The sequence below is a fragment of the Mycobacterium sp. E2327 genome (assembly GCF_001672675.1).
Lineage (GTDB): Bacteria > Actinomycetota > Actinomycetes > Mycobacteriales > Mycobacteriaceae > Mycobacterium.
This window is the reverse complement of record NZ_LZKE01000214.1, coordinates 1-24277: the sequence shown is the minus strand read 5'-3', so window position 1 is coordinate 24277 and position 24277 is coordinate 1. Positions and strand designations below refer to the sequence as shown.

Annotated in this window: 25 protein-coding genes; 8 read left to right on the top strand and 17 right to left on the bottom strand. The window is 67.1% G+C overall.

What is annotated here, in order from left to right; translation table 11 throughout:
- Nucleotides 1-121: 121 nt before the first annotated feature.
- The 8 genes from A5712_RS24415 to lmeA all read right to left on the bottom strand — a co-directional run bounded on the left by A5712_RS24415 (nt 122) and on the right by lmeA (nt 8193).
- The gene (locus A5712_RS24415) at nt 122-1654 is read right to left on the bottom strand and encodes a sensor domain-containing protein (protein ID WP_068111118.1); all 1533 of its coding nucleotides are present in this window, start codon (nt 1652-1654) and stop codon (nt 122-124) included.
- A gap of 119 nt (nt 1655-1773) precedes the next feature.
- A complete protein-coding gene (locus A5712_RS24410) occupies nt 1774-4119 on the bottom strand; it encodes a RyR domain-containing protein (protein WP_068111116.1) in 2346 nt (781 codons plus the stop codon).
- 66 nt (nt 4120-4185) lie between these two features.
- On the bottom strand, nt 4186-4854 hold the full coding sequence (locus A5712_RS24405; protein WP_068111113.1) for an FABP family protein: 669 nt from the start codon (nt 4852-4854) through the stop codon (nt 4186-4188).
- Between the two features lie 196 nt (nt 4855-5050).
- The gene (locus A5712_RS24400) at nt 5051-5353 is read right to left on the bottom strand and encodes a DUF1416 domain-containing protein (protein ID WP_066915955.1); all 303 of its coding nucleotides are present in this window, start codon (nt 5351-5353) and stop codon (nt 5051-5053) included.
- 1 nt (nt 5354) lies between these two features.
- Nucleotides 5355-6188 carry a sulfurtransferase gene (locus A5712_RS24395; RefSeq protein WP_068111109.1) on the bottom strand — a complete coding sequence of 278 codons (834 nt, stop codon included), beginning with the start codon at nt 6186-6188 and terminating at the stop codon, nt 5355-5357.
- Between the two features lie 35 nt (nt 6189-6223).
- A complete protein-coding gene (locus tag A5712_RS24390; protein WP_068111106.1) occupies nt 6224-6688 on the bottom strand; it encodes a DUF4395 domain-containing protein in 465 nt (154 codons plus the stop codon).
- Nucleotides 6689-6914: 226 nt separating this feature from the next.
- On the bottom strand, nt 6915-7331 hold the full coding sequence (locus A5712_RS24385) for a thioredoxin family protein (RefSeq protein ID WP_068111103.1): 417 nt from the start codon (nt 7329-7331) through the stop codon (nt 6915-6917).
- A gap of 49 nt (nt 7332-7380) precedes the next feature.
- Nucleotides 7381-8193: a mannan chain length control protein LmeA gene (lmeA, locus tag A5712_RS24380; protein ID WP_068111147.1), complete on the bottom strand. Its 813-nt coding sequence runs from the start codon at nt 8191-8193 to the stop codon at nt 7381-7383.
- A gap of 176 nt (nt 8194-8369) precedes the next feature.
- Between lmeA and A5712_RS24375 the strand changes: the two genes are divergently transcribed.
- The 6 genes from A5712_RS24375 (at nt 8370) to pstB (ending at nt 14134) form a co-directional block, all read left to right on the top strand.
- Nucleotides 8370-9146, top strand: a complete 777-nt coding sequence (locus A5712_RS24375) for a response regulator transcription factor (protein WP_068111145.1) — start codon at nt 8370-8372, stop codon at nt 9144-9146.
- Nucleotides 9143-10060, top strand: a complete 918-nt coding sequence (mshD, locus tag A5712_RS24370; RefSeq protein ID WP_068111102.1) for a mycothiol synthase — start codon at nt 9143-9145, stop codon at nt 10058-10060. The genes A5712_RS24375 and mshD overlap by 4 nt, the downstream gene beginning before the upstream one ends.
- A 158-nt stretch (nt 10061-10218) precedes the next feature.
- Complete coding sequence (gene pstS, locus A5712_RS24365; protein WP_231982227.1) at nt 10219-11343, top strand: phosphate ABC transporter substrate-binding protein PstS; 1125 nt, start codon at nt 10219-10221, stop codon at nt 11341-11343.
- A gap of 44 nt (nt 11344-11387) precedes the next feature.
- Nucleotides 11388-12434 (top strand): phosphate ABC transporter permease subunit PstC, encoded by a 1047-nt coding sequence (gene pstC, locus A5712_RS24360; protein ID WP_068111142.1) that lies wholly within the window; start codon nt 11388-11390, stop codon nt 12432-12434.
- Nucleotides 12431-13345 (top strand): phosphate ABC transporter permease PstA, encoded by a 915-nt coding sequence (gene pstA, locus A5712_RS24355; protein ID WP_068111096.1) that lies wholly within the window; start codon nt 12431-12433, stop codon nt 13343-13345. The genes pstC and pstA overlap by 4 nt, the downstream gene beginning before the upstream one ends.
- Nucleotides 13346-13357: 12 nt before the next feature.
- The gene (gene pstB, locus A5712_RS24350) at nt 13358-14134 is read left to right on the top strand and encodes a phosphate ABC transporter ATP-binding protein PstB (RefSeq protein ID WP_068111094.1); all 777 of its coding nucleotides are present in this window, start codon (nt 13358-13360) and stop codon (nt 14132-14134) included.
- Here pstB and phoU read toward each other — a convergent pair.
- The 5 genes from phoU to A5712_RS24325 all read right to left on the bottom strand — a co-directional run bounded on the left by phoU (nt 14131) and on the right by A5712_RS24325 (nt 20066).
- The gene (phoU, locus tag A5712_RS24345; protein WP_068111090.1) at nt 14131-14799 is read right to left on the bottom strand and encodes a phosphate signaling complex protein PhoU; all 669 of its coding nucleotides are present in this window, start codon (nt 14797-14799) and stop codon (nt 14131-14133) included. The genes pstB and phoU overlap by 4 nt on opposite strands.
- 58 nt (nt 14800-14857) lie before the next feature.
- Nucleotides 14858-16948 carry an LCP family protein gene (locus A5712_RS24340; protein ID WP_068111087.1) on the bottom strand — a complete coding sequence of 697 codons (2091 nt, stop codon included), beginning with the start codon at nt 16946-16948 and terminating at the stop codon, nt 14858-14860.
- 204 nt (nt 16949-17152) lie between these two features.
- Nucleotides 17153-18286, bottom strand: a complete 1134-nt coding sequence (gene dusB, locus A5712_RS24335; RefSeq protein ID WP_068111085.1) for a tRNA dihydrouridine synthase DusB — start codon at nt 18284-18286, stop codon at nt 17153-17155.
- A gap of 16 nt (nt 18287-18302) precedes the next feature.
- On the bottom strand, nt 18303-19319 hold the full coding sequence (locus A5712_RS24330) for an acyl-ACP desaturase (protein WP_068111083.1): 1017 nt from the start codon (nt 19317-19319) through the stop codon (nt 18303-18305).
- Between the two features lie 132 nt (nt 19320-19451).
- Nucleotides 19452-20066: a TetR/AcrR family transcriptional regulator gene (locus A5712_RS24325; RefSeq protein WP_068111080.1), complete on the bottom strand. Its 615-nt coding sequence runs from the start codon at nt 20064-20066 to the stop codon at nt 19452-19454.
- Between the two features lie 67 nt (nt 20067-20133).
- Between A5712_RS24325 and A5712_RS24320 the strand changes: the two genes are divergently transcribed.
- On the top strand, nt 20134-21147 hold the full coding sequence (locus tag A5712_RS24320; protein ID WP_068111077.1) for an oxygenase MpaB family protein: 1014 nt from the start codon (nt 20134-20136) through the stop codon (nt 21145-21147).
- A 6-nt stretch (nt 21148-21153) separates the two neighbouring features.
- Here the strand turns inward: A5712_RS24320 and A5712_RS30485 are convergent, their stop codons facing one another.
- Genes A5712_RS30485 through A5712_RS24310 form a run of 3 tightly spaced genes read right to left on the bottom strand, consistent with a single transcriptional unit; the run spans nt 21154 to nt 22289 of the window.
- Nucleotides 21154-21357 (bottom strand): zinc transporter Slc39a7, encoded by a 204-nt coding sequence (locus A5712_RS30485; protein ID WP_082973639.1) that lies wholly within the window; start codon nt 21355-21357, stop codon nt 21154-21156.
- Nucleotides 21354-21770, bottom strand: a complete 417-nt coding sequence (locus tag A5712_RS24315) for a metalloregulator ArsR/SmtB family transcription factor (RefSeq protein ID WP_068111073.1) — start codon at nt 21768-21770, stop codon at nt 21354-21356. Before A5712_RS24315 ends, A5712_RS30485 begins: the two co-directional genes overlap by 4 nt.
- A gap of 18 nt (nt 21771-21788) precedes the next feature.
- Nucleotides 21789-22289 (bottom strand): nucleoside deaminase, encoded by a 501-nt coding sequence (locus A5712_RS24310; protein ID WP_068111070.1) that lies wholly within the window; start codon nt 22287-22289, stop codon nt 21789-21791.
- 93 nt (nt 22290-22382) lie between these two features.
- On the opposite strand from A5712_RS24310, the gene A5712_RS24305 reads away from it, so the two are divergent.
- Nucleotides 22383-23282 carry a class I SAM-dependent methyltransferase gene (locus A5712_RS24305; protein ID WP_068111067.1) on the top strand — a complete coding sequence of 300 codons (900 nt, stop codon included), beginning with the start codon at nt 22383-22385 and terminating at the stop codon, nt 23280-23282.
- On the opposite strand, the gene A5712_RS24300 is transcribed toward A5712_RS24305, so the two are convergent.
- Nucleotides 23272-24081 (bottom strand): TIGR04255 family protein, encoded by an 810-nt coding sequence (locus tag A5712_RS24300; protein ID WP_068111065.1) that lies wholly within the window; start codon nt 24079-24081, stop codon nt 23272-23274. The two genes, A5712_RS24305 and A5712_RS24300, sit on opposite strands and share 11 nt — an antisense overlap.
- Nucleotides 24082-24277 lie beyond the last annotated feature (196 nt).

Here is a 24277-nt window from a genome sequence, read left to right as displayed (position 1 = left end):
TGGCTCGGAAGAGTCGGCGATCAACGCGCGCTGGCGAATTCCCCGTAGCCACCCGGCCCCCGAGCTTCCGGTCAGTCCAACCAGGAGCTTTGCTCGGGGGCCGCTCCATGTCCGGGGTGCGCTACTGCGACACCCTCGCCGAGATCTGCTCGGCAATCTTTCCGGCTTGACCGGTCTCGGCGTCCGGCCCGCACACCAGCACGTCGATCACCACATCGGACACGGCCCGCAGCGCGTGGTGGCAGATCCTGGTGCCTTCGGTTTGCGTTCGCCCTTGCGCGATCCGGGGCGGGTCGCCCGCGAGCTCCGCGAACTTCCATCCTTCCGCCCGACCGTTGTAGGTCAGCGTGACCGCCTGTCCCGCACAGGCCTTCCACTTGTCCGCGGACGCCTGCACGAACGCGCTTGCCTTATCGGCCGACGGGAACGCCACCACGGATTCGAAGACCCGGTGGGAGGGCTCTTCTCCGGCGGTGTGCACGGCCTGGGCGGCCACCGCTATGTACCCGCTCGCCTGATACGCGGCATCGGCGATGGGCTCGTAGGCGCCGATGCAGTCCGGGTTGGACAGCGCCCACTTGGGATTGCGCATCCCGTTGGTTTTTTCGGAGACGACCATATTGGGGTCGGCGACAATGGGGCCCACTTCGAGCGGGCCCAATAGGAACGAATCCAGCTTTGTCGCATTCCCGGTGAAATTGGAATTCGCCGGGGAATTGGGGACGGCAGTGGCATTCGGGCTCGGAGCCGGCTTGGCGGCCGGTTTGCTTTTGCCGCCCTGACTCATGAGCACCACCACGACTGCGATGACGGCAACCACCACCACGGCGGCGGCACCGATGACGATCAGCCGGGTGTTGGCCCCGCCACCCTTCGCCGTGCCGCCGCCGACCGCAGCGGTTGACGGCCGGGCCGGCTCAGCGCTGACGGGCTGGGGACCGGTGCCGGCTTGGGGCGTCGGGGTCGGCGTGTCGGCATCCGATGCGGGCGCACCGTCTTTCGCCTCGATTTCGGCCAGCACGTTATCGATCTCGGTTCGGGTGCGGTAGGTGACATCGTGCCGCAGCCGCAGCATGCGCAGCAGCTGGGCGATGTCGCCGCGAGCGCTGGGATCGTCGCCGTCCTCGTCGAACCCTTGCCGTAGCTCGACCAACAGTTGTAGCTGCTGCTGGGGGCTGAGCTCCTTTTCGGCCAGGGTGTTGCCCAACCGCGTTATGTAGCCGAAGGGCACCGGTGGCTCCTCGGGCAGCGGGTCGGGCAATGGCTGGGGTTTGGCCTGCAGCGAGTGCACCGCGGTGACCAACTGGATGCCGGCGTCGACGGTGGGGTTGCGGTAGTCGATGATCTGCAACGCGGCAAGCGGATTCACGCGCATGCTGTCGATATCGCCGATCCGCACCGGCAGGATCGGCCGGTTGAGGGCCTGCGCGTAGCGCAGCTCGGACAGGCTGGGCTTTGACTGCAGCCAGTTGTTCGACAGCGCAACGACGAACACGTCGCAGGAGCGGATCTGCTCGAGGATCGTGTTCCACCACGAGTCGCCGCCACCCAGTTCCTGATCGAACCAAACCTGTTGTTGGGCGCGCCGCAGGGCGGAGGTCAGAGCGTCGACTGTCGACCTGTCCTGGCTCGAGTAGCTGATGAACAGCGGCATCGCTGTCTCCTAGCGTGAGGCGGAGCGAACGACTGGGCAGAAAGCCTGCATGCGGCTATTTCACATGCGCCGATACCGTATCAGTGTTGGGCCCTAAAGGGATGCGCAAATATTCACTGTCATTTTGGCGCGGAGGCCTCCGGCACTTCGGTGTAACGGCGCGCGAACTCCGCACCGGAAACCGGCCATTGCTCGCCGTTGGACCCCCGCACGACCCAGTCGCCATCGGCCGCCGTTGCGGCGCCCTCCAGGGTGTTGACCGTCTCGCCGGCTTGGGCCGGTCGCGCTTGAACCGTGCCTTTGCGCCGCCACCGGCCGTCGCCGGCCGGTTCGTAGGTGTCCCGGAAGATGTTGTCACGCACCGACCACACCTTTCCGTCGTCCTGCACTGCCCAATCGCCCGCGTCCGCGCGCATGGTGTGCCCCGAGTCCGACGTCCAGGTCCACGGCGTGTCTCGTTGTTCCGCGGTCACCGTCCCCGACCGAGTGAAGTTCTGCCACAGTGGGCGCGACCGGTAGCCGAGTTGCCGCAGGCTCCACAGCGTGGCCGCCAGGCTGCGCACGGCCGCGGTGAGTAGCTCCGGCTTGCTTTCCACCACCGACCAGTCGACCAGCTTGTCGTGGATCTTGCGCGAGTCGTCGCGATCGGGCCCGTACTTCCAGCCGTTGCGCCGGTAGTAGCGGCACCAGTCCTCGTGTTCCGCGCGCGCCATGCTAATCGCCGAGTGGCGGTCGAACCCCATCAGGGAGAGCTGTTCCAGGGGTGGCGAATCGGCCATGTCGCGGCCGGACAACTGTGCCGGCGGGGTGCCCCAGGTGTTCCACGTGTGGCCCGCGATCTGTTCGACCATCCACAGCGCGTTGCGCACCTGACGTCTGTTCGAACCGCGATAAAACTCACTGAGCTCGTCCCACGGCATCGCCGCCGGGGAACGCGGCGCCTGCGGGTCGATCGTGGCGACGTAGCGCTCGTGAATCAGCCTCGCCGCGCGTTCCCACGCGTCCTGAATCAACCCCTCGCGGGTGTCCAGCACCAGTGAATAGGACTGCAGCGAGCCGACGACCTGGATGGCGTCGTCGGCGATGTTGGTGTTGAGATCCGAGGCGAACACCGGCATGTCGGGAAAGCGGGCGGCCAACCGGGTGCCGACCGTCGCGGCCAGGGTGTCCACCAAGATCACCGCGCTCGCGGCCGGGTCGGCATCGCCGAGCAATCGGAGCATCGTGGGCACCGTCGGCGCCTCCGGCACCGCATCGATCTTTGGGCCCTCCGACAGGAATCCCGCTTGCTGCCGGTAGAACTCGTGGTCGCGCACGTACTCTTCGGCGTCCCGTTCGACGAGGGTGAGCGCCGGCAACGGCAATGCGTCGGGCGGGGTGAAGAAGTCGCGTTCCAGGGCGCGGCGGGTCAGGTCCGCGCAAAGTGCGAGTGTCAATTGCGAAGTGCCGCAGACGAATACACGTTTTGTCCGCCCGGTCGCGATGATGCCGTCGAGCAGCCGGCCGGCGGTCACCTCATACTTGCCGACGACGTCGGCGGCCCACCGAGTGTCGGACCCGCCGAACTGCTGGGCCCGCCACGCCTTGGCCAACCAGGGGTCGTCGATGCGCACGATGAGCGGCAACCGCTGCTTGTGGTCCAGCTCCTCGAGCCGGCGGCTGATCTGCTCAAGCCACAACAGGTTGATCGCCGGGTCGCGCGCCACCAAGTACAACCGGGAAAGGTGGCGCCACAGCCGCAGCGACACCAGGGTGGCGGGCCTGTTGAAGTCCGCCAGCACCACCCGGGCGCCTTGCCTGCGGGCCTGCTGGACGCGGTCGTCGCCGGCATTGGTGATGACGACCAAGGTGGTGCGCCGGTCCAGCGTGCGCGCGACCGCGCTGATCATCGACTGGCTGTCGTCGTCGATGCCGACGATCGCGGCGACGTGCTCGGCGAGGTTGGCGCGCAAGCGATCCACCTGGGACCGGAAAACCCCGACCGCGATCCCGCCCAGACCGGTGAAGATCGCCGCCAGCGCCACGATGCGCGCGAGCTCCAGTCCGACCGGGGTGGGGCTCGGGCAGGTGCGCCCGCCCAACGAGAAGTCACTGGTGCTGCCCTTGACCAACTGGGCTGTGGCCATCAGCGGGGTGAAGAAGGCGGGATGGTTGGCGTCGTGGCACCCCCAGTACGAGGTGAGGCCCAGCACCGCGCTCATGGCGACGAGGACGGCGATCACGGTGAAGGAGACGCCTACTACCCGATGGCTGGCGCTCGACCGGAAGCTCAGCACGCACGCCGCGATCAGCACGGCGATGACGATGGCGAGCGTCGGCATCGATCCCGGCCGTCCGAACCATCGCAGCCAGTCGGGCAGCGCGTCGAGGATCGAGGGGACCAACGCCAGCGCGGCCAGATACCCGACCAGCAGCAGACCAACCCCGGACACGACCCAGCGAACTAGCTGCCGGGGTGTACCCATCGGCCGACCTCCCTCACCCGAGCGTCGTCGCGGTGAGGTTATCTCGGCGCGTCGGCTTTCCGGTGACTATCCGGCGAACCGCGACAGCCGCGCCGAAAGATGGGGCACCAGGCCGCCGTCGGCGTCCACCCGCTCCTCGACATAGGCCAGGTCGCCGCCTTCGACGATGCCGTAGAGCCGCTTGGCGCCACCGACCAGCAGTCCCGACCGGCTGCGGGCCAGCGCGTCGGTCACCAGCTCCCACGACGACTGCGTGCGGGGCCGCCCGTAGAACAACTCGATGTACCCGGCCGAATGGGCCAACAACAACTCGATCGCCTGCGACTCGGTGGGATCGTCGTCGGGATCGCTGACGAAGCGCCAGAAGCCCGTCTCGCGCAGGCCCGGTTCGCGGTACCCGCCCGCCTCGTCCAGCCGCCAGGACCGGGCTTCCCAATTCAGATAGTCGCCGCCGTCGTGCGAGACCACGATCTGCTGGCCGAACCGGTAATCCCCGTCGGGTCCGCGGCCCTCGCCCTCGCCGCGCCACACCCCGACCAGCGGCAGCAGCGCCAGCAGCGCGTCGTTGAGGTTCGCCCCTTCGCGCAGGTTCGCGGTGTCGGCGGGCACCGGCAGGTCGTCGAAACCGGGGATGTTGCGGGCCGCGGTCAGCTTGGCGCGTTCGGCGGCGGCCGCGACGGCGCGGTCGCCCGAGCCGCCGGAAACGACTGGGCCGTCAGGGTCTTCGGAGGTCAAGCGCGCCGCTCCTCGCCATCGCTGCGCGCTGCATCGTCGCCGGCGCGGGTCACGACTCGTCAGTGATGAGCCGGTAGAGCGTGTACAGCGCGAACCATGAGATGACCACGACCGCGACGACCAGCATGATCTCGAAGAAGAGCACCACGGGAACGAGTCTATGCGTCCCGCGGATCCGCGGGGACCGGCCGGTCCGTCAGGCGATCTTGACGTCGACCTCGTGAATGCCGGCACCCGACGGTGCGACCACGGCGTCGCCGTTGCCGATGGGGGACAGCGCGCGCAGTGTCCAGGACCCCGGTGCCGCGAAGAACCGGAAGTCACCGGTGGCCGACGCGACCACCTCGGCCGTGAACTCGTCCGACGAGTCCAGCAGGCGGACGAATGCGCCACCCACCGCCTGACCGTCGCCGTCCACGACCCGTCCGGTGATGACCGTTTCCTTCTCCAGATCGACGCTGGCGGGCAACGTCAGTCCTTGCTTCGGTCCAGAGCACATATCAGCTTCCCAACTCGATCGGGGCACCCACCAGGGAGCCGTATTCCGTCCAACTGCCGTCGTAGTTCTTGACGTTTTTGTGGCCGAGTAATTCCCGCAGCACGAACCAGGTGTGCGACGAGCGTTCCCCGATTCGGCAGTACGCGATGGTTTCCTTCGTTCCGTCCAGGCCGGCGTCGGCGTACAGCTTGGCCAGCTCCTCGTCGGACTTGAAGGTGCCGTCCTCGTTGGCGGCCTTGCTCCACGGGACGTTGATCGCGCCCGGGACGTGGCCCGGCCGCTGGCTTTGCTCCTGGGGCAGGTGCGCCGGCGCGAGGATCTTGCCCGAGAACTCGTCGGGCGAGCGCACGTCGACGAGGTTCTTGACGTTGATGGCCGCGATGACCTCGTCGCGGAAGGCCCGGATGGTGTTGTCCGGCGGGGCCGCGGTGTACGACGTCGCCGGCCGGTTGACCGTGTCGGTGGACAGCGGGCGCCGGTCGAGCTCCCACTTCTTGCGGCCGCCATCAAGCAGCTTGACCTTCTCGTGGCCGTAGAGCTTGAAATACCAGTAGGCGTAGGCGGCGAACCAGTTGTTGTTACCGCCATAGAGGATCACGGTGTCGTCGTTGGCGATGCCGCGGTCGGACAGCAGCTTCGAGAATTGCTGCGCGTCGACGAAGTCACGTTTGACCGGGTCCTGCAAATCGGTGCGCCAGTCCAGCCTGACCGCTCCCGGGATGTGGCCGGTGTCGTACGCGCTGGTGTCCTCGTCCACTTCCACGAAGACGATGTTCTCGGCGTCGAGATTGCTCTGGGCCCAGTCTGCGGAGACCAGGACGTCGGAGCGTGCCATGGATGGATCCTTTCGGTTGCTGCTGATGAACGGGGCTAGGAGGGGGTCGGTCGAAGGCGCGCGACCAGCGGGTAGAGCTGGCAGCCCAGGCAGATGCCGAAGGCGGCGTTCAGGAAGGCGGCAACCAGCGCGAACGCGGTGGCGATGACCCCGACCAGGAAGGCGCCGGCGGCGAATCCCGCCGCCCCGACGACCGCGAAGATCAAGCCGACGAGTTGGGCGAACTTCAGGGGCGCGACCGGTTCGCGTTCGGTGACCGGCCCCAGCCGGGGCGCAACGACGGTGGCGAACACCCGCCCATAGGGATGCCGGCGTGGGCCGCCGACGGCGCCGATCGCAAAGACCACGGCCTGCGCCCCCAGAATGACCGCGGCCGCCAGGGGGCTGGCGGCCGAAACGACGAGGGCGACGACCAAGACCGCGGTGGTGACCCAGGCCGCGAACCTGGGTCCGCGGACGTCCACGCGGTCCGGTTCGACGGCGGTGTTGCTGCTCGGCACGGGATTACTCCTAGAAATCTTGTTGCGCGGAAATCGGGGGAGGCACGCCTTGGAAAGCCTCGGTGGGGGTCCGAAGCTGCTCCGAGTGCGCGCGGGGGCGCCGCTACTCAGCAGCTACAGCGACAACAACAACCCGCGAGGCGGCACAAATCGACTGTGCTGCGCGTGGTGAGCATGGGCTCAAGGCGGGCTGACACGTCGGCAAGCTTACCCAATGACCTTGCGCTCAAGCCAACAGCGGCTGCAGCACCGAGCGCAGGTCGGCGGCCTTCGGGACCCCGGAGGCCCGGTATCGCTGCTGCCCGTCGGCGTCGAAGATCAGCGTGGTGGGCAGGGACAGCACCGAAAACCGCCGGGCCGTCGCCGGATCGGCGTCTAGGTCGATCTCGAGGTGCGCCACGTCCCCCATGTCCTCGCAGAGCTGATGCACCACCCGGCGGACCCGATCACAGGGCCCACACCACGCGGCGCTGAAATGCACGATCGTGGGCCCGCTGCGGGAAAGGCCCAGGCCCGCTGTGTCGGGCTCGGCGCTTTGATCAGAGGCGACCTCGCGGACGTGTCCCGAGCGGCGCGTAAGCAACCATCCGGCGAGGCTTGCCACCAGCAAGGCCGCCACGAGCGCGACGATCACGGTGCTCATATGCGCCACTCCTCCTCATCGCTTCGCTCTGCATCGTCGTCGGCGCGCATCATGACTGCTTAAACCCCTCGAGCGTCAGGGTTACTCCCTGGGTGACGCCTTCGATGATGATGTCGGAGCCGCGAGCGCCCTCAGAGGTCGGCGCCACGCCGAACGGGAGCCGCTGATTGGGCAGCCTGGTGCTGAAGGCGCGTAGGACGGCGTCCCGCTTGGCGTCCGGAACGGGTTGGTTGGCGGTGTCGGGCCCGGTGAGGACGCCGGTGGGGGTTACCACCAGCGTCGCGGGGTCGTCGGGGGCGATGGACAGGTCGACCGACACGCTGACCCGGTGATCGAAGTCGGCCGATTTGGGGGTGCCGCTGAACACCAGGCCGTGGCTGTCGGAGATGCCCGAGGCGGTGACGCCCCCGGTGGCGGTGTTGGTTTCCTTGGGCGGCGCCTCGACCATCAGGTCGGTGATGCCCATGTAGCGGCCCAGGTGGATCGAGTCGACGATGATGCGGCTTTCCAGCCTGCCAACCGGCAGCTTCGCGTCGGGCCTGATCAGCCAGGACGCATAGCTCAGGTCGACCGAATACATGGTGGCCTCGAGGGTGGCCTTGCCTACCATCGCGTGATCGATCGCGTTGGCCTTGATCTCCACCTGGCTGTAGTGGCGCCGCAGCGCCTGCGGGATGAAGGGAAAAGCGACGATGGCGACGAACGGGTCGGACCCCAGATTCGCCACCTTGCGCACGCTGGTGGACAGCCGGTATTCGGCGTAGATGCTGGTTCCGTAGTCGACGCCGACGGCGCCGATCCCGATTACGGCCACGGCGACGGCCGCCGCCCCCAGGCCGATCAGCACCTTGCGCATGCGCACATTGTCGCGTAATACCATGGCCGCCGTGCCGCGGACCGTCCGGTGGCGGGCCTCACAGTGGCTCACACCCTGCACCGAAATGGCAGGTGGCAAGTTATCGTTAGATGACCTGGCAACCAACGCGTCGTGGCGTTATCGAAATTGGGAGACGCCTTTCCCACGATTTGGAGGGGCTTTTGGAGCTTTTACTGCTGACCTCGGAGCTGCATCCCGATCCGGTGCTGCCGTCGTTGTCGTTGCTTCCCCACACCATTCGGACGGCGCCGCCAGAACCCTCGTCATTGCTGGAGGCCGGAACCGCGGACGCCGTGCTCGTCGATGCGCGCACCGACCTGTCGTCGGCGCGCGGCCTGTGCCGGCTGCTGAGCACGGCGGGCCGGTCGGTCCCCGTCCTGGCGGTGGTGAGCGAAGGCGGCCTGGTCGCCGTGAGCGCCGACTGGGGACTCGACGAGATCCTGCTGCCCAGCACCGGGCCCGCCGAGATCGACGCGCGGCTGCGGCTGGTGGTCGGCCGCCGCGGCGGGCTGGCCGACCAGGAGAGTGCCGGCAAGGTCAGCCTCGGCGAGCTCGTGATCGATGAGGGCACCTACACCGCAAGGCTGCGGGGCCGCCCCCTTGATCTGACCTACAAAGAGTTCGAGTTGCTCAAGTACCTGGCCCAGCACGCGGGCCGGGTGTTCACCCGGGCGCAACTGCTGCACGAAGTGTGGGGTTACGACTTCTTCGGCGGCACCCGCACGGTCGACGTCCACGTGCGTCGGCTTCGGGCCAAACTCGGCCCGGAGTACGAGGCCTTGATCGGCACGGTGCGCAACGTGGGTTACAAGGCCGTCCGCCCGGCGCGCGGCCGCGCGCCGTTGTCCGGGCCCGATGATGTCGATGCCGTCGACGACGCCGATGCCGACGCCGAGGAGCTGCAACACCCGCTGGGCGACCCGCTGCGCAGTCAGTGAATTCGCCGGAGTGGCGCTCCGCTCTGACCGCCGATGAGCAGCGGAAGGTGCGCGAACTCGTCTCGGCGGCAACCGATTTCGACGGCGTGGCGCCGGTCGGCGAACAGGTGCTGCGCGAGCTCGGGCACGACCGCACCGAGCACCTGCTGGTCACCGGCGGCCACCCGGGCCCGATCGACGGCTATCTGAATCTCAGCCCGCCCCGCGACGGCGGCGCGGGCATGGCCGAAATGGTGGTGCACCCACAGGCGCGCCGGCGCGGTATCGGTGCGGCGATGGGGCGCGCTGCGGTGGCCAAGACCGCCGGGCGCAACCAATTCTGGGCGCACGGCACCCTGGAGCCGGCCCGGGCGACCGCGTCGGCGCTCGGCCTCGTCGCGGTCCGCGAGCTGGTTCAGATGCGACGATCGCTGCGTGACGCCGGCGACCCGGTGCCGCCCGTCTCCGGGGTGCAGATCCGTACCTACCAAGGCACGTCCGACGACGCCGAGCTGTTGCGGGTAAACAACGCCGCGTTCGCCTACCACCCCGAACAGGGCGGGTGGACCGAAGCCGACTTGGCGGAGCGGCGCAGCGAACCCTGGTTCGACCCGGCCGGCTTGTTCCTGGCGTTCGGCGCCCCCGATGGCGACGAGGCGGGCAAGCTGCTCGGCTTCCACTGGACCAAGGTTCACCTTGACCGGCCGGGCCTCGGGGAGGTCTACGTCGTCGGCGTCGACCCCGCGGCGCAGGGCCGGCGCCTGGGGCAGACGCTGACGGCCGTCGGAATTCAGTACCTGGCAGGCCGGCTGTCCGGCTCGGCCGAACCGACCGTGATGCTCTACGTGGAGTCCGACAACGTCGCCGCGGTGCGGACTTACCAGCGCCTGGGGTTCACCACCTACAGCGTCGACACCGCGTACGCGCCCGGCTGACGCTAGCCGTGTGGACGCGAATTGTTCACATTGCATTCATCTCTACCGACTTCTGTGGGTCTTGTCGCCGCATATTTTCGCGGTGACTTGGCAACCTCCTTGGGGAAGCGGCCAGCGGCGCCCGCACGCGTCCCGGAATGCGTCAGAAAGCGAGATTGGTGAGGCTCGACAGGCAGGGGAGGGCGCTGGCGAGGGTCGCGCTGGCGCTGGCCGTTTGCGGTGCAGCCCTGACCGCCTGCCACAGCGACGACAACCACAGCGGCGCTTCGCCGTCCACCCTCTCGGGACCCACCGGTACGGCGGGGTGCGGCGGGAAGAACGGGTTGACGGCGGAGGGCTCGACCGCTCAGCAGAACGCGATGTCGCTGTTCAACCAGGTGTGGGGACAGTACTGCCCGGGCAAGGGCGTGTCGTACAACCCGACCGGGTCGGGCGCCGGCCGCGAGCAGTTCATCGCGGGCCACGTCGACTTCGCGGGAACGGATTCCCCGCTGGTCGCCGACCAGATCGGCCCGGCCGCCAAGCGCTGTGACGGAAACCCGGCGTGGGACCTGCCGCTCGTCTTCGGCCCCGTCGCGCTGGTGTACAACCTGCCCGGCGTTTCGAACCTGGTCCTCAGCAGCGACGCCCTGGCCAAGGTCTTCAGCGGCCGGATCACGGTCTGGAACGACCCGATCCTCGCGGCGCTCAATCCCGGCGTGGCGCTCCCCGCTACCAACGTGGTGCCCATCTACCGGTCGGACTCGTCGGGAACGACCGACAACGTCCAGAAGTATTTGACGGCCGCCGCGCCGCAGAGCTGGACCCGCGGCGTGGGCACCGAGTTCCAGGGCGGCGTCGGTGAAGGGGCCGCGAAGTCGGCCGGCGTGATCCAGGCCGTGCGGTCCACCCCTGGTGCCATCGGCTACGTCGAGAAGGGATTTGCCGACCAGGGCGGTTTGCCGTATGCCCTGATCGACACCGGCAACGGCGTGGTACCGCTCACCGGCGACACCGCCAACAAGGCCATCCAGGCGGCCAGCTTCGTTGCCGACGGCAACGATCTGGTGCTCGATCTGAACCCGATGTACGCCGCGCAGCAGCCGGGTGCGTACCCGCTTGTGCTGGCGACTTACGAGATCGTCTGCTCGAAGGGCTACGACCCGGGTACCTCCGCGGCGATCAAATCGTTCCTCGGCGTGGCGGCGACCAACGGGCAGGAGGGCCTCGCGTCCGCCGGTTATGTGCCGCTGACCGATAAAGTCAAGGGGCGATTGGTTACCGCGATCAACGCCATGCAGTGACCGGTGGGCGCAATGAACGACAGCACGACTGTGACGGGATCACAGTGACAGAGTCTTCGGTCCCGAACCCTTCCGCGGCGGGTTCGGGTGCGGTTGTCGCTGCGCCCTTTCCGGAATCGCCCGTCGTGCCGATCAGCCCGTGGGGACGCGCCCAGCCGCGCATGGCGGATCGGATATTCCGTTGGCTCGCCAGGGGTTCGGGCGTTCTCATCGTGGTGCTGATCGCCGCCATCGGCGGATTCTTATTGTTGCGTGCGATCCCGGCCCTCAAGCGCAACCACGAGAACTTCTTCACCTACGGCGGTAGCTGGGTCACCACGGACACGTCGGCCATGCATTTCGGAATCCCCGATCTGCTGCAGGTGACCCTGTTCGTCTCGGTGTTCGCCTTGGTTCTGGCCATGCCGGTCGCCCTGGGCGTCGCGCTGTTCATCACGCAGTACGCGCCGCGGCGGGTCGCCGGTCCGCTGTCCTACGCTGTCGACCTGCTCGCCGCGGTTCCCTCGATCGTCTACGGCGTGTGGGGCCTGTACGTCCTGGCGCCGCAGCTGCGACCGGTCGCCAACTGGCTGAATCACAGCCTCGGTTGGTGTTTCCTGTTCGCCACCGGCAACGCGTCGGTGGCGGGCGGCGGCACCATCTTCACGGGTGGGATCGTGTTGGCGGTGATGATTTTGCCGATCATCACCGCGGTCACCCGGGAAGTGTTCGTCCAGACACCGCACGAGGAGATCGAGGCGGCACTGGCCCTCGGCGCCACCCGGTGGGAAGTGGTCAAGACGACCGTGCTGCCCTTCGGGCGATCCGGATACGTCAGTGGCGCGATGCTGGGCCTGGGCCGCGCCCTGGGCGAGACGGTCGCGCTGCTGATCATCTTGCGGGGCACCCAGGCGGCATTCGGATGGTCGCTGTTCGACGGCGGCTCGACCTTCGCGACCAAGATCGCCGGTGCGGCAGCGGAATTCGACGACCGGTACGAGGCCGGCGCCTACATCGCCGCGGGGCTGGTTCTGTTCGTGCTCACCTTCCTGGTCGATACCCTGGCCCGCGGCGCTGCGGCCGGGGCCCGCAGCCGCAGGGGCGGCCGATGACCTCGATGCTCGATCGTCCGCTCAAGGCGCGGGCGTTGTCCGATCTCGGCCGGCGCCGCCGGGTGGCAAACAACACCGCGACGGTGTTGGTGACGCTGGCGATGGTGATCGCCGTGATCCCGTTGCTGTTGGTGCTTTGCTCCGTAATCGCCAAGGGGCTCAAGGTGATCGCCTCCACCGCGTGGTGGACGCATTCTCAGGCCGGCATGACGGCGTTCGTCGCCGGCGGTGGCGCCTACCACGCGATCGTGGGAACGCTGCTGCAGGGATTGGTGTGCGCCCTCATCTCGGTGCCGATCGGCATCATGGTGGCGATCTATCTGGTCGAATACGGGGGCAGCACACCACTGGGCAGGCTGGCCTCGTTCATGGTCGACATCCTGTCCGGCGTGCCCTCGATCGTGGCGGCGTTGTTCATCTACGCGCTGTGGGTGTCGACGCTGGGACTGCCCCGCTCCCAATTCGCGGTGTCGCTGGCGTTGGTCCTGATGATGCTGCCCGTGATCGTGCGGGCCACCGAGGAGATGCTGCGGATCGTGCCGGTGGATCTGCGGGAGGCCAGCTACGCGCTGGGCGTCCCGAAGTGGAAAACCATTGCCAGCGTCGTGATTCCCACCGGGCTGTCCGGCATCATCACCGGGATAATGCTGGCGGTGGCCAGGGTGCTCGGTGAGACGGCGCCCCTGCTGATCCTCGTCGGGTATTCGCAGTCGATGAACTTCGACATCTTCCACGGATTCATGGGATCGTTGCCCGGCATGATGTACGACCAGACAGCGGCGGGCGCGGGCGTCAACCCGGTGCCCACGGATCGGTTGTGGGGTGCGGCGCTAACCCTCATTCTGGTCATCGCGGTCATCAATGTCGGGGCCAGGGTGATCGCGAAATTCTATGCCCCCAGGAAGTCGTAGGCAGGAGCACTAGTGGCCAAGCGGTTGGACCTCAAGTCCATCAACATCTACTACGGGTCGTTCCAGGCGGTCGCCGATGTGACGATGTCGATCCTGCCCCGCAGCGTGACCGCGTTCATCGGTTCGTCGGGCTGCGGCAAGACGACCGTGCTGCGCACCTTGAACCGGATGCACGAGGTGATCCCCGGCGCGCGTGTCGAGGGCAGCGTGCTGCTCGACGATCAAGACATCTACGCCCCGGGCGTCGACCCGGTCGGGGTGCGCCGGGCGATCGGCATGGTGTTCCAGCGGCCGAATCCGTTCCCCGCCATGTCCATTCGGGACAACGTCGTCGCCGGCCTGAAGCTGCAAGGCGTACGCAATCGCAAGCTGCTCGACGAGACCGCCGAACACTCGCTGCGCGGGGCGAACCTGTGGGAAGAGGTCAAGGATCGGCTGGACCGGCCCGGCGGTGGGCTGTCCGGCGGCCAGCAGCAGCGCCTCTGCATCGCACGCGCCATCGCCGTGCAACCGGATGTGTTGCTCATGGATGAGCCGTGCTCCGCGCTGGACCCGATCTCGACGCTGGCCATCGAAGAACTGATCAGCGAGTTGAAGCAGGACTACACCATCGTCATCGTGACGCACAACATGCAGCAGGCCGCCCGGGTAAGCGATCAGACCGCGTTCTTCAACCTGGAAGCCACCGGAAAGCCCGGCAAGCTCATCGAGGTCGACGACACCGAGAAGATTTTCTCCAACCCGACGCAGAAGGCGACGGAGGACTACATCTCCGGCCGCTTCGGCTAGCGCGAAGTCGGTTTGGTCTCGTCCTCGGGAAGATGCCCGGTCGCCTGGAAAATGACGCGCCTCGCCACTTCCACGGCGTGGTCGGCGAAGCGCTCGTAGAAGCGGCCCAGCAACGTCACGTCCACGGCGGCGGCGACGCCGTACTTCCATTCCCGGTCCATCAGCACCGAGAACAAATGCCGGTGCAGATCGTCCATGGCGTCGTCTTCCTCGCGGATCCGGGCGGCCTTCTCCGGGTCGCGTGACAACACCACCTCTTGTGCGTTGTTGCCCAATTCGACGGCGACCCTGCCCATTTCGGCGAAGTATCCGTTGACCTCTTCGGGCAGCGCGTGCTGGGGATGGCGCCGGCGGGCGATCTTGGCCACGTGCAGGGCCAGCGCACCCATCCGGTCGATGTCCGCAACCATCTGGATGGCACTGACGATGGACCGCAGATCGCCGGCGACCGGTGCCTGCAGCGCCAACAGCACGAACGCGCTTTCCTCGGCCTGGGCGCTCAGCGTCGCGATCTTCTCGTGGTCGGAAATCACCTGTTCGGCCAGCACCAGATCCGCCTGCAGCAGCGCCTGGGTGGCCTGCTCCATCGCGATACCCGCCAGCCCGCACATCTCGCCCAGGCGCTCGGATAACTCAGTGAGCTGCTCGTGGTAGGCCGTCCGCATGCTGCCAAGCCTACGTTCTCAATGCCGGAAACGGGTGACGCGGTAGCGCCAAAATTCTTTACTCGCAGGTGGTGTCGGCCGCGTTGGTGACCGTCAAGTCGTCGGGCAGCTTGGTCGGGGTGTTGCCGGACCCGCGCTCGATCTGCATGCTGATCGACGAGCCGCTGGGTGCGGGAGTGGCGACAGAGTTGAAGTCCGGCCCCAGCACGACCTGGATGACTTGCCCATAGCCCGACACCCGCTGGACTTTCGCGTTGGCGAACGACGAGGCGACCGTGGCCGCGGCCTGCTCGTTGCCGGGCGAGAACAACACGGTCGTCGTGTTCACCGAACTGGGATAGTCATCCGGCGTCATCACGTTGAACCCGTTCCGCTTCAGCTGGCTGGTCGCGGTGGCGGCCAACCCCGTCTGCGTGGTGGCGTTCGATACCCGGACCGTGACTTCTTGCGGCGCGGTCGTCGTCACCTGCTGGTGTTGGGCCTCCGGTGCCGCGGTGGGGCTGGGCGCCTTCTTGGTGGTGGGTGCCTTGGTCGAGCCCGAGCCGGACCCCTGGGCCGACGACTTCCCCAAATTCAGTGCGTTCTGGTCGTTTTCCTCGGGGAGCGGGTCGTCGTTGATGATCGCGTCGAAAAGCGCACGCATGTCGGCCATCCGCGGCGGCTCGTCGCCGTTCTGGTCCGTCACGCCGGTGGGCACGGTCACAAACGTCATGTGTCCGGCCGCCATGCCCTGCAACGACTGGCCGAGCTGGACCAGATCCTTGGTCTTGACGTTGTCCACGTAGGTGTCGTTGATGACCATGTTGACGACGTTGTTGAGCTTGTTGAGGTCCAGCAACGTGTCCTCGGAGATCAGCGAACGCAACAGCGACGACAGGAACAACTGTTGGCGCTTGATGCGGCCGTAGTCACCGTTGGTCTCGGTGGTGACCTGGCGGGCCCGCACGTAGTTCAGCGCCGTCGACCCGTCGAGCACTTGGCGTCCCCCGTGCTCGAGGACGGTGCCCAGTTCGTAGTCGTGAATCGGTGTGCTGCTGCATACTTCGATGCCGCCGAGAGCATCGACCATCTTCGCGAAGCCGGCGAAGTCGACGCCGATGAAGTGGTTGATGCTCAGGCCGGACAGCTTCTGAATCTCCTTGACCAGACACTTCGGGCCGCCGAAGGCGAAGGTCGAGTTCAGCTTGGTCTCGGTGTAGACCATCTTCGGACCCCAGGTCTTGGTCTTCTGGTCATACAGAGGTCCGTACTTGCCGGTGTCCGGGTTCCACGCCTCGCATTGGATCGGAGTGATCGCGAGGTCGCGGGGGAACGACACCGCCACCACGCGTTTGCGATTGGCGGGAATGTTGACCAGCATCACGGTGTCCGACCGCGTCCCACCGGCGTCCTCGGTGTCGCCGGCGCCCATGTTGGCGTTCTCCCCGGAGCGGGAGTCCATCCCGACGATCAAGAAGTCCTCGTCGCCGTACTGGCCGCCGGGGTCGCGGATGTCGCTCGAGTTCGGGTCGAGTGCGTTGATGATGTTGAGGCGGTTGTTCTTCGACGCGCTCCACTGGTACGCCCCGCCGGTCAGGACCAGCGCCAGCACGGCCGAGAACGCCGCCATCGAGCGCGCGGCCAGCAATATCGGGCGCCGGCGTCGCCTGGCCTTCGGCTCGCGGTTCTCGGACCCCGCCTCGGAGGCCGGGCCGCCCTCGGGCTCGTCGGGCTCGAACTCGTCGTAATCCGCGTAGTCGGCTGTCCCGAGGTCGGGCAGCTCCGACGGCGGGTCGAGCAGATAGGCCGGGGCGTCGATCACCTGCGTTTCCTGCAGGTCGATCGGCGGGTCGGGCTCGGGCTCGGGAGGCTCGGGGTCGGGCGCGACGCGGTGGCGACTGCGCCGGCTGGTGCTCGGGGCCCCGACCTTGGCGATCAGCTCGGCGACGGTGAGCCCGCCGTCCGTGTGGCACCCGCCTTTTTCGGTGTCGACGGCCGGCTCGACGGGCTCGACGGCCTCGACGGGCTCATCCGCGGCCGGCTCGGTCAGCCAGCGGTGGACGCTGTGATCGGACGGCGGTTGCGCGAACCGCTCCCACGGGGCGGCTCCCGGCGTCGGCTGCGGGGTGCGCCGATGGCCACGAGTGGCGTCAGTGCCGCCATCACCCATGTCCTATCGGCCTCCAAAACTCTGATGCAACTCCGATGCGACGCCGGGACTAGCCATCAGCGCCGCGAGCCGCGCCACCCCTGGTCGCGCGGTGTTCTCACGCTTCCGCGGCGGCACGCAACCGACCCCCACCGAAGCGCAATGCAGCAAGGTCCACATCGTACTGAGTTATCGGCGCGGACGCGATTTCGAGCGTGTTAACGCTTAGCCGCCCGAATGCATCACGTCCGCCCCCGCGGGCATCGTGCAGTCGTCGGGGTCGGTCAGCCAACCCTCGGGAAGGGCCACCCGGGCCGGTGAACCCTGCCGGCCACGAGGGCCGCACGCGGCGTCCGGAAACGGGACGGTGGGGTCCAACCGGTCGAGCAGAGTGTCGAGCTCATCCAACGTCGTGACCATCGCCAGCGCCCGCCGCAACTCCGATCCGGCGGGAAAGCCATGCAGGTACCACGCGACGTGCTTGCGGATGTCGCGCATGCCCTTGTCCTCGCCGAAATGCGTGGCCAGCAGCCGGCCGTGCCGGCGCACGATGTCGGCGACCTCGCCCAGGGTGGGCGGCGTCGGGGCCGGGGTGCCGGTGAACGCGGCCGACAACTCGGCGAACAACCAGGGCCGGCCCAGGCAACCGCGACCGATGACCACGCCGTCGCATCCCGTGCTGGCCATCATGGCCAGCGCGTCGCTGGCGTCGTAGATGTCGCCGTTGCCCAGCACCGGGATGGTCCGTACCTGCTGCTTGAGCCGGGCGATCTGGTCCCAGTCGGCCGTCCCCGAGTAGCGTTGCGCCGCCGTGCGGGCGTGCAACGCGACCGCGGCCGCGCCCTCGGCCTCGGCGATGCGGCCGGCGTCCAGGTGGGTGTGGTGCTCGTCGTCGATGCCGATGCGGAACTTCACGGTCACCGGAATGCGGGTGCCCTCGGTGGCCCGCACGGCCGCGGCCACGATCTGGCCGAACAGCCGCCGCTTGAACGGCAGCGCGGCCCCGCCGCCACGCTTGGTGACCTTGGGCACCGGGCAACCGAAGTTCATGTCGATGTGGTCGGCCAGGCCTTCGTCCGCGATCATCCTGGCGGCCGCGTAGGTGGTCGCGGGGTCGACGGTGTACAGCTGCAGCGAGCGGGGCGACTCGTCGGGCGCGAACGTCGTCATGTGCATCGTGGCCGGATGCCGCTCCACCAGGGCGCGCGCGGTCACCATCTCGCAGACGTACAGCCCGCTGACCGTGCCGACCTTGGACAGCTCCAGCTCACGGCACAGAGTCCGGAACGCGACGTTGGTCACACCCGCCATCGGGGCCAGCACCACCGGGCTGGCGAGCGTGATCGGACCGATACGCAAGGCCGCTACCGAAGGCTCACCGACGACTCATGGCGAGCTTGCCGGCAGTCTTGTGCAGTTCGTAGGCGGTGGTCTTCTTGCCGGTCCGAGCCTCGCGGTCGAGCTGGCGCTGCTTGGACACCTCGAACTTGTCGCAGGACGCCTCGAGTTCCTTGATCAGCACGCCGAGGTCGTCGCGCAATTCGGCCGCCTCGCCGGTGAAGTCCTCGCGCTCGAAGATGCGCCACTTCTTCAGAATCGGCATGACGACGTCGTCGAGGTGAATGCGCGGGTCGTAGACGCCGCCCATGGCGATGATCACGGCCTTGCGCCGGAACTCGGGCACCTGGAAGCCGGGCATCTGGAAGTTCCGCAGGATCAGGTGCAGCGCCTTCATCGCCGTGTTGGGGGCGAGCTCGAACGCGGCCTCGCTGACGTCGCGGTAGAAGATCATATGCAGGTTCTCGTCGGCCGAGATCTTGGCCATGAGTTGCTCGGCGACCGGATCGTTGCAGGCCTTGCCGGTGTTGCGGTGCGAAATCCTGGTGGCCAGTTCCTGGAAACTGACGTACAAGACGGAGTGGGTGAGGGTCTCGGCGAAGTACTCGCCCTGATGGTTCTGGCCCGGGCTGAAGCCCCGGTTGACCACCTCGAGGCGCAGCAGCTCCAGCTCGACGGGGTCGACGGCGCGGGTCACCACGAGATAGTCGCGCAGCGCGATGCCGTGTCGGTTCTCCTCCGCGGTCCACCGGTTGACCCACTGGCCCCAGGCGCCGTCCATGCCCATGTTCATCGCGATCTCGCGGTGATACGACGGCAGGTTGTCCTCGGTGACCAGGTTCTGCACCATCGCCACCTGCGCGACGTCGGACAGCTTGCTCTCCTCGGGGTGCCAGTCCTGTCCGCCGAGTGCGTAGTAGTTCTTGCCGTCCGACCACGGGATGTAGTCGTGCGGGTTCCAGGGCTTGTGCACGCTCAGATGCCGGTTCAGGTACTTCTCCACGACCGGTTCGAGTTCATGCAAAAGCTGTAAGTCAGTCAGCTCCGCTGACATGGCCCCTCCAGTTATCTGTGTCTGCGGGTAGCAGTCAATATATCTGTGTCCCCCGGTAGCATCAAGTTCCTCCCCGGCGCGGCACACGACAGTTTTCGAGGGGCTAACCGCTGCGGGGTGTGGGCGAAACCGCTACCCGGATTTGCCCTGCTCGGCGGGGGGTACGTAGGGCGCCGCCGCGTTGAAGAGCATGTTGACGCAATAGTCGATGAACTGCTTGCGGGTGGCCCCGAGCTGGCCGTTCAGATAGGCGGTGAACAGGCTCGTCAGCCCGCCGACCAGGCTGGTGGCGATCATCTTCTGCAGCACCGGATCGCCGATGCGCGACAGCTTGCGCTGCAGCAGGTCGATGAAGTTGGGCATCCACTCGGCACCCGACCGGGTCAATACCGGCTCCACCGCGGGCGCCAGCAACAGCACCCGTCCCCGCACGGGATCGTCGACCATGAGCTCGACGAATTGTTCGACGGCCTCGCGCGGCGTCTTCGCCGAAACCAGGGTGTCCATCGCGCGGGCGCAGACATCGTCATAGACGGCCCGCACGAATTCGTCGCGGTCTGAGAAGCTTTCGTAGAAGTAGCGCTCGGTGAGCGCGGCTTTCCGGCACACCGCCCGGACCGTCAGCGCGGGGCCGCTGTCGCTGCCGAGCAGCTGCACTCCCGCGGTGATGAGATTGTCGCGGCGCAGGGCGAGGCGGCTCTCTAAGGGGACGCCGGTCCAACGACCCCGTCGTTGACCCGTCTGCACATCGCTCCTAAGCTCTAAAGTGACAACGCATGTAGTCAGAATCGCCGATACTTACAGGGATCTAATAGTGACCCAACATACGTCCGCAGCACGCTCGCTGAACAGCGACGCCCCCGACGGCGTGGCCGGCGGGTGCCCGGTGTCGCCGCTGGGCTACGCCTCGCCACCCGCCCCGCTCGGCCCCGATTCCTTGACCTGGCGGTACTTCGGAGATTGGCGCGGCATGTTGCAGGGGCCCTGGGCGGGATCCATGCAGAACATGCATCCGCAACTCGGCGCGGCGGTCATCGATCACTCGACGTTCTTCCGGGAGCGTTGGCCGCGCCTGCTGCGCTCGCTATACCCGATTGGCGGCGTCGTCTTCGACGGCGAGCGCGCCCCGGACACCGGTGCCGAGGTGCGCGACTACCACACCGACATCAAGGGTGTTGACGAACGGGGCCGCCGCTACCACGCGCTGAACCCGGACGTCTTCTACTGGGCGCACGCCACCTTCTTCGTCGGCACAATCCATGTGGCAGAGCGGTTTTGCGGGGGGCTGACCGACGCGCAGCGGCGGCAGCTCTTCGACGAACATGTCGAGTGGTATCGCATGTACGGCATGAGCATGCGGCCGGTTCCGGCGTCCTGGGAAGAGTTCCAGGATTACTGGGACCACATGTGCCGCAACGTGTTAGAGGACAATTACGCGGCGCGCGCCGTTCTCGATCTGACCGATTTGGCCAAACCGCCGTTCGCCCAGTGGCTGCCGGATCGGCTATGGACCGCGCAGCGCAAACTGATGGCGCCGTTCTTCGTCTGGCTCACTGTCGGCCTCTACGATCCGCCGGTGCGCGAGCTGATGGGGTATCGGTGGTCGCGTCGCGACGAATGGCTGCACCGCCGATTCGGCGATCTCGTTCGCCTCGTCTTTGCCTGCGTGCCAACGCGATACCGCAAACATCCGCGGGCGCGCGCCGGCTGGGATCGCGCGACCGGCCGAATCCCTTGCGACACACCGTTGGTGCACACGCCGGCGCGCAACCTACCGCCGGTGGACGAGCGCGGCAATCCGAAGCATTACTGCCCGAATGTCTCCTAGCTTCCGCTAGTCGTGAGCGTGGCTGTGCGACCCTTCGAGGTTGGACTGGTGCACGTGCTGGTGAGTGTGTTCGGTTCCGTCGTCGTGGGTGTGGGTGTGCTCGTGTGTGACATGGTCATGCTCGTGCGCGGTGTGCGCGTGTGAGTGAGTGCCGTCGGCATGGCGGTGCTCGTGCGCGTGCGGCGCGTCATGGGTGTGCTGTTCAGTCATCGTTTACCTTCCGGGTGTGAAACGGTTTGTCGCTTAGGGCCGTTCGCCGACGACACCGCCTTCAGTGCGCTCTCGCCCCGGTGATGGGGCGGCACGCCCGGGCCGGCGTGCTCCGCGTTGCGGACCGCATCGATGACGAGTTGGCGGACGTGGTCGTTCTCCAGGCTGTAGAAGATGGTGGTTCCCTCCCGGCGCGTCTGGACCAGCCGCGCCATTCGCAGCTTGGCCAGGTGCTGGGAAACCGATGGCGCGGGCTTTCCCACGTGTTCGGCCAGTTCGTTCACCGACATCTCGCGGTTGGTCAGCGACCACAGCACCTGCACGCGGGTGGCGTCGGCGAGCATCCGGAACACCTCGACAACCAGGCTGGCTTGGTCGTCGGGCAACCGGCCTTCGCTATTACCTGCATGCATACGCAGATAATAGCCGCTTCACACCGGCGGGACGACCGTCGACTGGCGCTGCCCGCCGTTGCGTTCGTTCCAGAACCGGTAAACGTCCACCGCGGCTTCCTCGGGTTGGTAGCGCATCGGCAGCCGACGGTGGTCCCAGGCCTTGGCGAACTCGTCGTAGAAGGTGGCGACTTCAAAGTACTTTCGGTCGTCGAGGTAGTAGCGCTCGTAGGCCTCGCGCGTGGTGAGGAAGACGACTTCGCGGGGCGAGCAGTAGTACAGCGAGCCCAGGCACATCGGGCACGGGTGGGCCAGCACGTAGATGGTGCTGTCGACCAGGTGCTCGGTGCCGAGTCGCATGCACGCCTCGCGTATCGCCAGTATTTCCGCATGCGCGGTCGGATCGTGCGTTTGGGCCACCTTGTTGGCGCTCTCGGCGAGGACCTGGCCGTCGTTGACGATCACCGTGGCGAACGGGCGACCGCCCTCGGCGACGTTTTGGCGGGCAAGCTCGATCGTCCGTTGCGCGAAGTCCGTCACAGGTACGCAGGGTAGTCCCGAGCGGGCACGCGATCAGCGCTGTGATAGTAACTAGATTGTCTATATTTTTCGGCTTGGGGACGAGGGAATTCCATGGCGCGCACCGATCGTGATCGTTGGGACTTGGCGACGAGCGTCGGGGCGACGGCGACCATGGTCGCCGCCCAGCGGGCGCTGTCGACCGATGAGGAATTGATCGACGACCCGTACGCGGCGCCGCTGGTGCGCGCCGTCGGCATCGACGTCTACGTGCGGTTGGTGAACGGCGAGATCCCGGTCGGCACGGAATCCGAGTTTGACCCGCAGCGCATGGCCCGGGCGATGGCCTGCCGCACCAGGTTCTACGACCGGTTCTTCCTCGACGCCGCGCAAAGCGGCGTCAATCAGGTCGTCATCCTCGCGTCGGGACTTGACGCGCGCGCGTACCGCCTGCCGTGGCCGGCGGGCACCGTCGTCTACGAGGTCGACATGCCGGAGGTGATCGAGTTCAAGACGTCGACGCTGCGCGACCTCGGCGCCGAGCCGACCGCCGAGCGGCGCACCGTCGCCATCGACCTGCGCGACGACTGGGCCGCGGCGCTGCGGGCGGCCGGCTTCGATCCGAAGGCTCCCGCGGCATGGAGCGCCGAAGGACTATTGGTATATCTGCCCGACGAGGCGCAGGACGCGCTGTTCGACAACATCACCGCGTTGAGCGCCCCCGGCAGCCGCCTGGCTTTCGAATTCGTGCCCGACACAACAATTTTCGCTGACGAGCGGTGGCGCGCGCACCACGACCGGATGAGCGAACTCGGCTTTGAGATCGACTTCAACGAACTCGTCTACCACGGCCACCGCAGCCACATCCTGGACCATCTGAACCAGCGCGGCTGGCGGACGTCCTCGCAAACCACGAAGGAGTTGCATGCGGCCAATGGCTTCGTCTATCCCGACGACGAACTCGCCGAGGCCTTCGGCGACGTGACTTACACCAGCGCGACGCTCAGCGGCTGAGCAGGTCGTCCTTCAGGCGGTTGGTGAGCATCTCCTGGAACACCGTGCGAGCCGGGTCGTACAGGTCCTGGAAGGTGAGCAGCACCGTGTTCCGGTCGTATTCGGGGATAGATCCCAGCGGAGTCCAGAAGCTGTCGATGTCCATCAGGAAGAACGGTCCCTGCTGGGCCGGCATGGTCCGGCGCAGGTGATAGCTCGCGTCCAGCGCCTGACCCACGCCCGGGCCGTAGCGCACGATCATCGACTTGCCCGGCTGCGCTTCGCGGTAGACCGCCGCGCCCTGCCATTCGGTCAGGGTCAGGCCGGCGGGCGCGATGCGCTGCGGCCCGAGCAGCGGCTCGGCGATCCAGTTGCTCCATTCGATGCGGCCATCCACACCCTGCGGGACCCGGATCTCGAGAACGTAGCGCAGGCCGAGACGTTCCACCCCGACGATCGGCGAGAACTGCGCGCGGGCGTCGATGACGCGCATCACCAGGTCGAGCAGCGCCTCGAAGTTGCTGTACGCGGTGGTCTCGATCACCACCGCCTGCGCCTTCATCGAGGCGGCGAGGGTGTTATCGCGGTTGACGTAGCGGACGAACCGCTCGGCGGCCGGTTGCGGTTGTCCGCCGGCGCCCATCGCCCAGGCCACGTCCTGCGCCTGGCGTTCGATAGGAAGCAGGTCCGCGAGCAGCCGCCTGAGTTCCCCACTCGATGACTCCGTGAGGGAATCCGTTGCCGGGTGACGGATTTCCATGGTTACCAGCGCTACTGGCGCGTTTGGGTAGGCCGCATCGACACTCATATCGCCGAGCATAGTCATGCCGTCCGGCGGTTAAACCGGGGCATACCGCGTGTCGGCCGGGGCGATGAGCCCCGGAGATCGGCCGCGGCGCCGACGGGCGTCTAGTGGGTAATAAGTGCTGGTCAGTGCCCCTGTTCAGAGTCGGTTGATCCTTGACGTTTCTATGTCGGTTGATCCTTGACACCCATGTTGTGGTTAGGCCGGTGCG

What these genes read in the sequence shown, in the direction of transcription:
- A5712_RS24415 (WP_068111118.1), bottom strand. Translation starts at nt 1,654, where the DNA reads ATGCCGCTGTTCATCAGCTACTCGAGCCAGGACAGGTCGACAGTCGAC.
- A5712_RS24410 (WP_068111116.1), bottom strand. Translation starts at nt 4,119, where the DNA reads ATGGGTACACCCCGGCAGCTAGTTCGCTGGGTCGTGTCCGGGGTTGGT.
- A5712_RS24400 (WP_066915955.1), bottom strand. Translation starts at nt 5,353, where the DNA reads ATGTGCTCTGGACCGAAGCAAGGACTGACGTTGCCCGCCAGCGTCGAT.
- A5712_RS24395 (WP_068111109.1), bottom strand. Translation starts at nt 6,188, where the DNA reads ATGGCACGCTCCGACGTCCTGGTCTCCGCAGACTGGGCCCAGAGCAAT.
- A5712_RS24385 (WP_068111103.1), bottom strand. Translation starts at nt 7,331, where the DNA reads ATGAGCACCGTGATCGTCGCGCTCGTGGCGGCCTTGCTGGTGGCAAGC.
- pstA (WP_068111096.1), top strand. Translation starts at nt 12,431, where the DNA reads ATGACCTCGATGCTCGATCGTCCGCTCAAGGCGCGGGCGTTGTCCGAT.
- phoU (WP_068111090.1), bottom strand. Translation starts at nt 14,799, where the DNA reads ATGCGGACGGCCTACCACGAGCAGCTCACTGAGTTATCCGAGCGCCTG.
- A5712_RS24340 (WP_068111087.1), bottom strand. Translation starts at nt 16,948, where the DNA reads ATGGGTGATGGCGGCACTGACGCCACTCGTGGCCATCGGCGCACCCCG.
- A5712_RS24330 (WP_068111083.1), bottom strand. Translation starts at nt 19,319, where the DNA reads ATGTCAGCGGAGCTGACTGACTTACAGCTTTTGCATGAACTCGAACCG.
- A5712_RS30485 (WP_082973639.1), bottom strand. Translation starts at nt 21,357, where the DNA reads ATGACTGAACAGCACACCCATGACGCGCCGCACGCGCACGAGCACCGC.
- A5712_RS24315 (WP_068111073.1), bottom strand. Translation starts at nt 21,770, where the DNA reads ATGCATGCAGGTAATAGCGAAGGCCGGTTGCCCGACGACCAAGCCAGC.
- A5712_RS24305 (WP_068111067.1), top strand. Translation starts at nt 22,383, where the DNA reads ATGGCGCGCACCGATCGTGATCGTTGGGACTTGGCGACGAGCGTCGGG.
- A5712_RS24300 (WP_068111065.1), bottom strand. Translation starts at nt 24,081, where the DNA reads ATGCTCGGCGATATGAGTGTCGATGCGGCCTACCCAAACGCGCCAGTA.